The 11,815-nt window shown below is 72.4% G+C and carries 10 protein-coding genes; 3 read left to right on the top strand and 7 right to left on the bottom strand.

Annotation, left to right across the window (positions count from 1 at the left end):
- Positions 1–155: 155 nt before the first annotated feature.
- Positions 156–2,795, top strand: a complete 2,640-nt coding sequence (locus IF67_RS0103450; protein WP_030981937.1) for an ATP-binding protein — start codon at positions 156–158, stop codon at positions 2,793–2,795.
- Between the two features lie 83 nt (positions 2,796–2,878).
- Here IF67_RS0103450 and nucS read toward each other — a convergent pair whose 3' ends face one another.
- On the bottom strand, positions 2,879–3,541 hold the full coding sequence (gene nucS, locus IF67_RS0103455; RefSeq protein WP_030981938.1) for an endonuclease NucS: 663 nt from the start codon (positions 3,539–3,541) through the stop codon (positions 2,879–2,881).
- Positions 3,542–3,790: 249 nt separating this feature from the next.
- Between nucS and IF67_RS0103460 the strand changes: the two genes are divergently transcribed.
- Positions 3,791–4,183, top strand: coding sequence for an SCO5389 family protein (locus IF67_RS0103460; protein ID WP_030080104.1), 393 nt, complete (start codon positions 3,791–3,793; stop codon positions 4,181–4,183).
- 175 nt (positions 4,184–4,358) lie between these two features.
- Here the strand turns inward: IF67_RS0103460 and IF67_RS0103465 are convergent, their stop codons facing one another.
- Complete coding sequence (locus IF67_RS0103465; protein WP_030981943.1) at positions 4,359–5,408, bottom strand: LLM class flavin-dependent oxidoreductase; 1,050 nt, start codon at positions 5,406–5,408, stop codon at positions 4,359–4,361.
- Positions 5,409–5,595: 187 nt separating this feature from the next.
- Here IF67_RS0103465 and IF67_RS0103470 point away from each other — a divergent pair, with 187 nt between their 5' ends.
- Complete coding sequence (locus tag IF67_RS0103470; RefSeq protein ID WP_030981944.1) at positions 5,596–5,940, top strand: hypothetical protein; 345 nt, start codon at positions 5,596–5,598, stop codon at positions 5,938–5,940.
- 68 nt (positions 5,941–6,008) lie between these two features.
- On the opposite strand, the gene IF67_RS38745 is transcribed toward IF67_RS0103470, so the two are convergent.
- From IF67_RS38745 to IF67_RS0103495, 5 genes are all read right to left on the bottom strand, one after another.
- A complete protein-coding gene (locus IF67_RS38745) occupies positions 6,009–7,328 on the bottom strand; it encodes an ABC transporter permease subunit (RefSeq protein ID WP_030981945.1) in 1,320 nt (439 codons plus the stop codon).
- Positions 7,325–8,611: an ABC transporter ATP-binding protein gene (locus tag IF67_RS0103480; protein ID WP_030981947.1), complete on the bottom strand. Its 1,287-nt coding sequence runs from the start codon at positions 8,609–8,611 to the stop codon at positions 7,325–7,327. Before IF67_RS0103480 ends, IF67_RS38745 begins: the two co-directional genes overlap by 4 nt.
- A gap of 183 nt (positions 8,612–8,794) precedes the next feature.
- Positions 8,795–9,568: an ABC transporter permease gene (locus IF67_RS0103485; protein ID WP_030981949.1), complete on the bottom strand. Its 774-nt coding sequence runs from the start codon at positions 9,566–9,568 to the stop codon at positions 8,795–8,797.
- Between the two features lie 3 nt (positions 9,569–9,571).
- Positions 9,572–10,609 carry an ABC transporter ATP-binding protein gene (locus tag IF67_RS0103490; RefSeq protein WP_030981950.1) on the bottom strand — a complete coding sequence of 346 codons (1,038 nt, stop codon included), beginning with the start codon at positions 10,607–10,609 and terminating at the stop codon, positions 9,572–9,574.
- A 199-nt stretch (positions 10,610–10,808) separates the two neighbouring features.
- Positions 10,809–11,747, bottom strand: coding sequence for a cellulose-binding protein (locus IF67_RS0103495; RefSeq protein ID WP_030981956.1), 939 nt, complete (start codon positions 11,745–11,747; stop codon positions 10,809–10,811).
- Positions 11,748–11,815: the final 68 nt, after the last annotated feature.

An 11,815-nucleotide genomic window follows, 5' to 3' on the forward strand; every position in this document is an offset into this window, starting at 1 on the left:
CCCGCTCTCCAGGTCTAAGGTTCGGTTCCCGCCCGTATGCCATCATCCGCGGCGGGCACCGGACCAGACGCGACGGCTGAGGACGACCTGCCGGAGCCGGGGGAGTGCGGACGGCCGGAAGCGCAGTCGGCACGCCAGATCTGGGAGCTTGCAGCATGGACCCGAACCCTCACCGGGGACCTGAGGAGTACGGCGAGCAGGGCAGACCTGCCGAGCCGCCGGCCCCCGCGTTCGGCGGCGCGCGCGGCGGCTCCGGCGGGCTCGCCCGCGTCGTCCGGCTCGTCTCGGGCCCCTACCTCGTCACCGTCAACCCCGTCGACGGCAGCGAAATAGAACCCTGCCCGCCCGGCGAGCGCCCGGACGCCCCCGGCAGGCTCGACCCGCAGGAACGCGCCGCGGCCGCCCGCGCCGCCGCGCCCCCGCTGCCCCCGGGCCCGCCCGGATTCGCCGGCCACCAGGCCGCGCTCGAAGAGCGCACCGAGGACACCGAACGCCTCGTCCGGCTGCTCTCCCGCGGCCGCTCCGTGCGTGTCACCGGCCCCTCCGGCTCGGGCCGCACCCGGCTGCTGGACGCCGTCGCCGCCGGCTGTGCCGACCTCGCCCCCGACGGCGTCATCCGGCTCTCCGGCTACCACCGCACCGCCACCGACCTGCTGTACGAGCTGTTCACCGCCGTCTACCGGGCCCCGCAGCACCGCCCCGACCGGCCCGAACTGCTGCGCATGATCGCCGAGATCGGCGCCATCGTCGTCCTGGACGACCTGGAATTCGGCGGTGCCGCGCTCGACGAGCTGCTCGACGCCACCCCCGAATGCGCCTTCCTGATTGCCGCCACTCCCGATGTCGCGGCCCCCAGTGCCGACTCCCACCTCGAAGAGGTCTTCCTCGGCGGACTCGGCCGCGACGCCTGCGCCCGGCTGCTGGCGCGTGCCGTGGACCGGCCGCTCACCGACGACGAGGAGGCCTGGGCCGCCGACCTCTGGTTCGAGTCCGAGGGGCTGCCGCTGCGGTTCGTCCAGGCCGCCGCCCTGCTGCGGCAGTACGACCGGATGCGGGCCGAGCCGGGAGCCCTCGACGACGGCTACGGGCTGTTCCCCGAGGCGGGGACAACCGCCTTCCCCGGGACGGCCGCCTTCCCCGAGGAGGGGACGGCCACCGACCCCGCCGACCCCGACGTCGAGCCCGGTGAGCGCCCCGAGGTGCCGCTGCCGTCCCTCGGGGAGGCCGCCGCCCCCGCCCCGCTGCTCGCCGCACGGCTCGGCGCCGCCGCCCAGGAGACGCTGCGCTTCGCCGTCGCGCTCGGCGGCGAGCTGCCGCACCAGGCGCACCTGCCGGCCCTCACCCAGGACACCCACGCCGACGCCGCCCTCGGCGAGCTGCTGGCCTGCGGCCTGATCACCCCGGTCGGCAGCCACTACCGTCTCGCCGCCACCGTCCAGGACCAGCTGGAGGCGGCCGGCTACGCGGAGGGCGCCGCCGCACGGGCGCACACCGCGGCCCAGCACTACGCCTGGTGGGCCGGTCACCCCTCGGTCACCCCCGAGCGGGCCGCCGCCGAGTCCGATGTGGCGCTGGCCGCGATGGGCGTACTGACCGGCAGCCGGGAGAGCGGGCACGCCAGCGCGGCCGTGCTGCTCGCCCGTACGGCCGCCCCGGCATTCGCCGCCGCGTTGCAGTGGAGCGCCTGGGAGCGCAGCCTGCGGCACGGCCAGGAGGCCGCGCGGCTGGCCGGCGAGGTCGCCGAAGAGGCCTACTTCCACCACGAGCTGGGCGTGCTGGCACTGTGCGCCGGCAGCCTCGACCGGGCGCGCGCCGAGCTGGAGGCCTCCATCGGGCTGCGCGGGGTGCTCTCCGACCGCAACGGCGCGGTGGCCGGACGGCGCGCCCTGGCACTGGTCACCGACCGTTCGCGGGCCGACGCGGCCGCGGCCGCCACCACGGCCCTGCCGCAGGCGGCTGCGCAGCGGGCGGTGCGGAAGGGCCGGGCCGTGACGCCGCGTGACGGCGTCTCGACCGCCAAGCTGCGGGCGCCGCGCGCCGAGGAGACCGCGGCGACGATCGTCGCCCGGGGTGCTTCGGCCACTGCCGCCACCACGTCCGTCCCGGCCGCGGCCGCCGGCGGCACCAAGACCGGCAAGGGCGCCCTGCGGGTGTTCGGCGGGGCGCGCCGCAATGCCGTGGCCGCGGGCGCCGGCGCGCTGCTGGCGGCCGTCCTCGGCACCATCGTCACCCTCGGGGCAACGGGCGGCGACCAGCCCCATGACGACAAGGTCAGCACGGAACAGACCACCGACGACGGCGACAGCACCGACCTGCCGGCCGAACAGCCCGGTACGGGCTCCGGTGTGCCGCCCACCGCTGCCGGCGCCACCCGGCCCGGCACCCCCGGTCACGCGCAGACCCCGTCCCCCTCGGTCAGCGACCCCGCCACCAGCGGCTCGCCCACCGAGTCGAGCGCCGCGCCCACCGACCCGACGACCGCCCCCACCGGTCCGACCGGGCGGCCCACCACGCCCACCGGCCGCCCGACCCATACGCGCCCGCCCACCGACGAGCCGACGGACCCGACGCCGACGGAACCCACCGACGAGCCGACGGATCCGACGCCCACCGAGGACCCCACGGGCAAGCCGACGACCCAGAGCCCGTCGCAGTCGGCCGCCAACCCCTCCGGCGGCACCTCCGGCGGCTCCGGCACCACTCCGTCCGACGGAGCACCGGCCCCCGGCGGCGGCACGCCGTCGGACGGCACGGCGCCCTCCTCCTCCGGTACGCAGAGCGCCCCGGCCGGCTGACGGCCCCGCAGAGAGCAGCGCAACGGCCCCGGTACAGGTACCGGGGCCGTTGCGTTCGGCGGCCGTCAGAGGGCCGCACGGGGTCAGAACAGGCGGAGCTTGTCGTCCTCGATGCCGCGCAGCGCGTCGTAGTCCAGGACGACGCAGCCGATTCCGCGGTCGGTGGCCAGCACCCGGGCCTGCGGCTTGATCTCCTGGGCCGCGAAGATCCCCTTCACCGGCGCCAAGTGCGGGTCACGGTTGAGGAGTTCGAGGTAGCGGGTCAGCTGCTCGACACCGTCGATCTCACCACGCCGCTTGATCTCGACGGCGACGGTCTGGCTATCGGCGTCCCGGCACAAGATATCCACCGGGCCGATGGCAGTGGGGTATTCACGCCGAATCAGGGAGTATCCCTCGCCCAAGGTTTCGATCCGGTCCGCGAGCAGCTCCTGGAGGTGCGCCTCCACCCCGTCCTTGATGAGCCCCGGGTCGACGCCGAGCTCGTGCGAGGAGTCGTGCATGACCTCCTCGAGGGTGATGATGAGCTTCTCGCCACCCTTGTTCTCCACCGTCCACACCTCACCGTCGCCCTCCTTGAGAGTGCAGGGCGGCGACATCCAGTTGAGGGGTTTGTAGGCCCGGTCGTCCGCGTGAATGGAGACGGAGCCGTCCGCCTTCACCAGGATGAGGCGAGGGGCCGAGGGGAGATGGGCGGTGAGCCGGCCCGCGTAGTCCACGGAGCAGCGGGCGATGACGAGACGCATGGGGCGAAACGCTACTCGACCGGAGGGCCCCCACGCGATTCGCCCTGGACCACGGTGCCTTTCCGGGGGAAATCCCCGCACCCCCGGCGCTCGCCAATGGCCGGTTGTATGTGCAATCTCCTGGTGCGGGCCTCTTGCGCGGCATACCGTTGAAGCGGGGGGTTGTGAGGCGAATACGCTCCGTCGCGGAACCCCCAGTCCCGTCCCTAGGCCCTGTCCGTTCCGGCGGGGCCGCGAGAGGAGAACCTCATGTCGCTCGACGTCTCACCGGCCCTCCTCGAACAGGCCGAGCGAGGCGAGGTCGACGAAGCCGCATTTGTCGACTGCGTCCGGACCTCCCTGCCCTATGCATGGGGGATGATCAGCTCTCTGGTGGCCCAGCTGAAGGTGGACGGCGGAGAGTTCGCCGACAATCAGACGCCGCCGCCGGACGAGCAGGCACGCGGCCAGCTGCTGCGCGCGCTGGCGAGTGACGCCATACGTGGTTCGCTGGAGCGCCACTTCGGTGTGCGGCTCGCTTTTCAGAACTGCCACCGCGTCGCGGTTTTCCCGCTCGACCCGGTGGTGGACGACCGACTGGCCCGCTTCACCTCCATCCGGGGTCAGCTGCTGAACCAGTCGCCCGAACTCCGCGACTGCTGAACGAAGTTGCTGCCGCTGCTGCACACGGTGGTGACACACACCGCGCCGGTGCGCCAGCGGCAGCACCACTCACCAGAAGCTGACCTCTCTCCGGTACGGCGCCCCCGCACCACCGCATCACAGGCACATTTACCCGCACACGGCACCCGCATGCCGTCCGCCCGGCCGGCTCCGGTCACCCCAGCTGCGGCAGGACTTCCGTGCCCAGCCGGCGGACGTTCTCCTCCGTCGCCGCGAGGTCGCCGGAGCCCTCGACGAGCAGCGCGAACCGTGTGATGCCCGTACGCTCCGACGTCGCCGCCAGCCGGTCCGCGCACAGCTGCGGCGGGCCGACGGGGTGCAGCTCGCACAGCAACTCCGTATAGGCCAGCGGATCACGCATCGCGCGATAGCGGCCGTCGACCGTCACATGCGCGCCCAGACCCTGCTGAAGCCAGCCGGGCATCGCCTTCGTCAGGGTCTCCGCCGCTGCCTCGCGGGTGTCGTCGATCTGCACCACGCCCGCCGAGACATGCTCGGCCGCGGCCACCTCGTCGCCGTCCCGGCCCGCCTCCCGGGCGGCCGACCGCCACAGCGCGACCATCTCCGCCTTCTCCTCGTCGCCGCAGTGCATGCCCAGCAGCATCGGCAGCCCGCGCTCGGCGGCCGTGCGCACCGACGACGGGGAGGTGCAGGCCACCACCACCGGCGGGCCCAGGGCACCGGCTCCCGGATCGTACGGATCGGTCAGTGCCTCGGCCGGGCGTGGTACCACCGCTACTTCGCGGAATGTATAGCGCTCGCCCTGCGCGCCGACCCGCGGCTCCCGCAGCCAGCGCATCAGCAGATCGAGCGATTCCGGGAAGCCGTGGTCGTACGCGGCGAGTCCGGAACCGAACACCTCCAGATCGATCCACGGACCGCCCCTGCCGACGCCGAGCGTGAACCGCCCGTCGGTGGTGAGATGCAGCAGCGCCGCCTGCTCACCGAGCGCTACCGGATGCTGGGTCGGCAGCACACTCACCGCCGTGCCGACGCCGATCCGGCGGGTCCGCCCCAGCAGCAGCCCGGCCAGCGTCACCGCGTTCGGGCAGACGCCGTAGGGCACGAAATGGTGTTCCGCCAGCCAGACATCGTCGAGTCCGGCCTCCTCCGCGACCTCCGCGGAGCGCACCGCGCGGTGCAGTGCTTCCCCCTGTCCCTGACCGGGAAATTGAGCGGCCAGGATGAAAGCCCCAACGCGCATCGCTCTCTGCCTCCTCGCAGCCGACGCGACTCCCCCCTTACAGGCAACAACGTGTGACACGTGCCCAGGGCACGGCCTGACGGGAAATTTCCTGATGATCGCAGAATCCTGCCGAGGGGCGTCCACCCCTGACCGCGCCGCGTACGCTGGTGACAGCCCGTGACTCCGTACATAGCCGAGGTGTTCTGTGTCCCCGCGCCGAAATCGCCAGCACGGCGGTGCGAAGCCCATCGACCGACCGGGCGGTGACCACTACGGCCGGATGGGGGCGCCTCCCCGTGGTGGCTGGGACACCACCGAGGAGTGGCGCGGCGAGGACTGGGTCGTCCGGCCCGTCGGGGGCGGCGGCGCGGCCAAGCACTACCGCTGCCCCGGCTGCGACCAGGAGATTCCGCCCGGGGTGCCGCATGTTGTCGCCTGGCCGCAGCACGGTGACGTCGAGGACCGCAGGCACTGGCACAGGGCGTGCTGGAACGCGCGGGACCGCCGGAGCGCGCGGCTCCAGCGGTCCCGGAATGCGCCCCGATACTGAGCAGAGCCCGCCTTCGCGCCCCGGGCGGGGCACGACGACAGGCTCTGCGGGGAGCGGCGGGCGCGGCGTCAGACGTCGCGCTGCATGACGGCCGCATAGGCGCCGCCCAGCACCACCGCGGTCACCCCGGCGAGGATCCACAACGGGGTCCAGCCGGTCGGGCCGGTACTGAGGAAGGGAATGTCGTACAGCGTCGCGAGGGCGCTGGGGACCGAGTACTCGATCAGCGCCCGCTGGATGTCCTTGAGGCTCTCGCCCTGGAGGAACAGCGCCAGCAGCATCGGCAGCAGCACCACACCCATCATCGTGCTGATGGCGCCCGCCGAGTGCCGCAGCAGGGTGCCGACGGACAGTGCCAGCAGACCGAGCAGCGCGACATACAGACCGGCACCGAGGGTGGCGCGCAGCCACTGATCGGCGGTCGGCGCGGGGCCGTTGAGCATCGCGCTGTCGAGCAGGGCGACCAGAGTGGTCGCGACCGTCGTCAGGGCGAGTGCGAGGGCGAAGAAGACGATCGCCTTCGCGGTCAGCATCCGCACGCGGCTGGGGGAGGCGGTCAGCGTCGTACGGATCATGCCGGTGCCATACTCGGACGAGATCGACAGCACACCCAGGGTGATCACGCACAGGCTGCCGAGCAGGACGCCGACGAAGCCGACGCCCAGCAGCGGATCCAGCTCGCGCTCCGAGCCCGCCGCGAGCGAGGCCAGCAGCCCGATGCCGAGGATCAGCAGCAGCATCACGCCCAGCGTCCAGATCGTCGAGCGCACCGAGCGGATCTTCGTCCACTCGGAGGCCAGCGCATGGCCGAGGTGGGTGGGGCGCACCGGGATGGGCGAGAGATAGCCGCCCGCCGCGCCGGCGAAGGCCTGCTGGGGGTGCGGCGGTGCCGGGTGCTGCGGGGGCTGGGCCTGCGCCTGGGGCGGTGCCTGGGTCTGGAGCATCATCGTGCCCGCGTCCTTGCCCGGACCGTGCGCCGCGAGCGGCTGGGGCTCGGGGTAGGGCTGGGCCTGGAGCATCATCGTGCCGGCTTCCTTGGCCGGTGCGGGCTGCCCGGGGGCCTGCTGAGCCTGGAGCGCCATGGTGCCCGGTTCCTTGGCGGGCGCGGGCTGCCCGGGTGCGGGCTGTCCGGGCGCCTGCTGGGCCTGGAGCATCATCGTGCCGGCCTCCTTGGCGGGCGCGGGCTGCTGCGGTGCCGGCTGCTGACCGGGCTGCTCCGGCCTGGCGGGCGGCGCCTGGGGCGGCATGCCCTGCTGCTGGGGAGGTGCGGCCGGCGGCGCGGCGGGCGGCATCGGCGGCGCGGCCGGCACCGGCTGCTCGTGCGCGCCGGTGTCGTGGGGTCCGCGCTCAGGCTGCGGCTGGGGCTGCGGCTGCTGAGGGCTGGTCATCGGGCGTCCTCGTGGTGCGGCGTGGGCTGGTCGGCAGGGGCGGCGGGGGTCGCCGGCGGCATCGGCGCGGCGGGCTGCTGCCCGTACGGGTGGGGTGCACCGTAGGACTCGGGCGACCCGTACGGGTGACCTTGAGCCTGCGCGGGCGGCGGATAGCCCGGTCCCGCGGCCCCGGGCGCCTGCTGGGCGTACGGGGCCTGCTGGGCATAGGGGTTGGGCTGCCCCTGGCCGGGGACACCGGCCGGAACCTGGCCGGGGACACCGGGCTGACCGGCCCCGTACCCAGGACCGCCGGCGAAGCCCTGCGGGGCGCCACCCTGCGGGGCGTACCCGGCGGGGGCGCCCTGGAGACCGCTCCGAGGGTCGGCCGTCGAGCGGTAGTCCACGGCGCTCTGCGTCAGGCGCATGTACGCCTCTTCCAGCGACGCCTGGTGCGGCGACAGCTCCCACAGCCGGACATCGGCCTGGTGCGCGAGCTCGCTGATACGGGGGAGCGGCAGCCCGGTCACCCGCAGTGCACCGTCCGGCTCGGGCGCGGTCTGCCCGCCCGCCTCACCGATCGCGGCGGTCAGCTTCTCGCGCTGCTCCGGCTCGGTGTCCGGCGTACGTACCCGGGCGAAATCGGCGGAGTTGGCCGAGATGAAGTCCTTGACCGGCATGTCCGCCATCAGCTGTCCACGGCCGATCACGATCAAGTGCTCGGCGGTCAGCGCCATTTCGCTCATCAGGTGCGAGGACACAAAGACCGTACGGCCCTCGGAGGCCAGCTGCTTCATCAGGTTGCGCACCCACAGGATGCCTTCGGGGTCGAGGCCGTTGACCGGCTCGTCGAAGAGCAGCACCTGCGGATCGCCGAGCAGTGCCGCGGCGATGCCCAGCCGCTGGCCCATGCCGAGCGAGAAGCCCTTGGAGCGCCGCCCCGCGACGTCCTGGAGGCCGACCACCCCGAGCACCTCGTCGACCCGGCGGGCCGGGATGCCGGACAGCTGGGCGAGCGAGAGCAGATGCTGGCGCGCGCTGCGTCCGCCGTGCACGGCCTTGGCATCCAGCAGTGCGCCCACCTGACGCGGGGCGTTGGGGAGGCTGCGGAAGGGACGGCCGGCGATGGTGGCCCGCCCCGAGGTCGGTGCGTCCAGGCCCAGAATCATGCGCATCGTGGTCGACTTACCGGAGCCGTTGGGCCCCAGGAAGCCGGTCACCGTGCCCGGCCGTACCTGGAACGACAGGTTGTACACGGCCGTCTTGGCGCCGTAGCGCTTTGTCAGGCCGACTGCCTCGATCATTCTCCGCCCCTCGCGAGATGTCCGGGGCAGAGGCGGTCTCGTGCCCCCGTGAGGGTTAGGAGGCTATCCGGCGGTTGACGGTTCCCGTCAATTCCCCTCGTCCTCGGCCGTCCCGCCGTGCCGCGCCGCGTTTCTCCCTTGCGCCCGCGATGGAGGGGGGCGGATACGGGGCCGGCGTGCCGGTCAGGCGTCTCGCTTCTTGAGGAGTACGTATCCGCCGATAAGTGCCGCGGCCGTCCAGGCGATCATGATGGCCAGCCCGCCCCACGGGCCGTAGGGCACATCGTCGCCGGCCGGGGTCACCACCTGCATGATTTTCGAGCCCGCCTGATCCGGCAGATAGCGCCCGATTTTCTTGGTCGCCGAGACATTTCCGAGAATGTTGGAAATCAGGAAAAAGAACGGCATCAGAATGCCCAGCGAGAGCATCGGGCTGCGCAGCATCGTGGCGACCGCCATCGAGAACAGCGCGATCAGCGTCATATAGAGCCCGCCGCCGATCACCGCGCGCAATACGCCCGGATCGCCGATGTCCGCCCGGAGTTCGCCCAGTACCGACTGTCCGGCGAAGAACGTCACGAAGCTGGTCGCCAGGCCGACGACGAAGACCAGCGCGGTGGCCACGAGAAGCTTGCAGAAGAGAAAGGTGCCGCGCTGGGGCACGGCCGCCAGCGAGGCACGGATCATGCCGGTGCTGTACTCGTTCGAGACCACCAGCACCCCGAAGACGATCATCGCGAGCTGGCCCAGCCCCATTCCGGCGAAGCTGATGTTGGTGGCGTCGAACGCCAGCCGGTCCCTGGCCGGCATCGAGCCGAAGTCGCTGCTCGCCAGGGTGCAGATCAGCACGCCCAGCCCAATGGTGGCCACGACGGCGATGCCCAGCGTCCATACCGTGGACCGCACCGACCTGATCTTGGTCCACTCCGACCGAATGACCTGCCCGGCCACCGCCATGGGTCAGCTCCTCTTCTTCTGCCAGTCCGCACCCCAGCCGGTCGGCTGCGGCGCCCCCGGCCGTGTGCCGGCCGGCTGCGGTGCTCCCGGGGGCTGCGCCGTCGGCGACCCTCCGGTCTGTGCCGGCACCGGTTCGCCGTCGTGCGCGTGATACTCCACCGATTCGGCCGTCAGCTGCATGAACGCCTCTTCCAGGGACGCCTGCTGGGGGCTCAGCTCGTGCAGGGCCAGCTGATGCCCGGCGGCCAGTTCGCCCAGCCGGTCGGCGGGCACCCCGTCGATCTCCAGCGAGCCGTTGCCGACCGCCACCGCCTCGATGCCCTCGGCGTGCAGCACATCGAGCAGCTTCTCCTGCTCCGGGGACCGCATCCGGACGTACGACCGGGAGTTCTGGTGGATGAAGTCCTTCATCGAGGTGTCCGCCATCAGCCGGCCCTGCCCGATCACGATCAGGTGCTCGGCGGTCAGCGCCATCTCGCTCATCAGATGGGAGGAGACGAAGACCGTCCGGCCCTGGCCCGCCAGGTTCTTCATCAGATTGCGGATCCAGTGGATGCCTTCGGGGTCGAGGCCGTTGACCGGCTCGTCGAAGAGCAGCACCTGCGGATCGCCGAGCAGCGCCGCGGCAATACCGAGCCGCTGGCTCATCCCGAGCGAGAACCCCTTCGAGCGCTTCCTGGCGACGGCGGACAGCCCGACGGTGTCCAGCACCTCACCGACCCGGCGACGGGGAATGCCGTTGCTCTGCGCCAGACACCGCAGATGGTTGGCGGCGCTGCGGCCGCCGTGCACCGCCTTCGCCTCCAGCAGCGCGCCGATGTACGTCAGCGGATCCCGCAGCTGCCGGTAGTGCCTGCCGTCGATCCGGACCGTTCCCGACGTCGGGTTGTCCAGGTCGAGCATCATCCGCATGGTCGTCGACTTGCCCGCGCCGTTGGGCCCGAGGAAGCCCGTGACGATACCGGGCCGCACCGTGAACGTGAGGTGGTCCACGGCGACCTTGTCGCCGTAATGCTTGGTCAGCCCCTCGAGCTCGATCATGTACCGCACGCTAGGCGCGCTCCATGGCCCCTGCCACCGGGGCGGGGCCGCCCGGCTGACCCCCCATATGCACAACGCCCCCGTACCGCCACAGAAGGCGGTACGGGGGCGCGCGGTCCGGACGGGGGCGAAACCTGCCTGGGGCACCACCCAGCGTCAGCTGGGGGTGGGGGTACCTCCCAGCGATAGCTGGGGGAAGTCAGCGGGTCTGCTGGGCGGGGACGCCGCGGGAGGTGGTCTCCTCCTCGCCGGGGGCGCCGGCCGCGGCCACCGCCGCGCCGGTCAGCGTCGCCAGCATCTCGCGGACGTTGGTCAGCTGGGCGTTGATCGAGTCGCGGCGGTTGGTCAGCGCCGCCAGCTCGCGCTCGGATTCGCTGCGGATACGATCCGCCTTGGCGTTCGCGTCCGCCACGATGTCCTCGGCCTGGCGCTGCGCGGTCTCCACCGTCTGGCGGGCCCGGCGCTCCGCGTCCGTACGCAGCTTCTCGGCCTCCAGGCGGAGCTGCTCGGCACGGTGCTCGATCTCCGCGAGCCGCTTCTCGGCCTTGGCCTGACGCGAGGCCAGGTCGCGCTCGGACTGCTCACGGCGCTTGGCGAGGTTGGTCTCGAAGTCGGCTGCGGCCTGCGCGGCCTTGGCGCGGGTCTCCTCGAAGAGGGAGTCCGCCTCCTCGCGCTTGGACTGCGCGTCCTTCTGCGCCTCGGCGCGCAGCGTGGACGCCTCGCCCTTGGCCTTCTCGACGATCCGGGCGCCCTCGTCCTCCGCCTTCGCCTTGCGGTCCGTGGCGAACTGCTCGGCGTCGTTGCGGACCTGCTGGGCGGCCGACTCGGCCAGCTCACGGTGCTGCTCGGCGGCCCGGCGGGCCTCTTCGCGCAGATCCTTCGCTTCCTCTTCGGCGAGGCGGAGGATCTTCTCCACGCGCGCACCGAGGCCCGCGTAGGACGGTTCGGCGTCATTGACCTGCGCCTGGGCGTTCTGCGTTTCGAGGTGCAGTTCCTCGATCCGCTTTTCCAGCGACGTGATGCGGGCCAGCGCGCTGTCGCGATCGGCGACAAGCTTCGTAATGCGGTCATCCACCTGACCGCGGTCGTACCCACGCCGCACGAGCTCGAAGCCGAAAGGGGAGGAAGTGTCGCTCATGGGGTTCCTGTCGAAGAGACCGGTGAGGTGATAAGGAGAATCCTAGGGGTCACAACGGCGTGTCATCG

This window comes from Streptomyces sp. NRRL S-1813 (genome assembly GCF_000719605.1).
GTDB lineage: Bacteria > Actinomycetota > Actinomycetes > Streptomycetales > Streptomycetaceae > Streptomyces > Streptomyces decoyicus.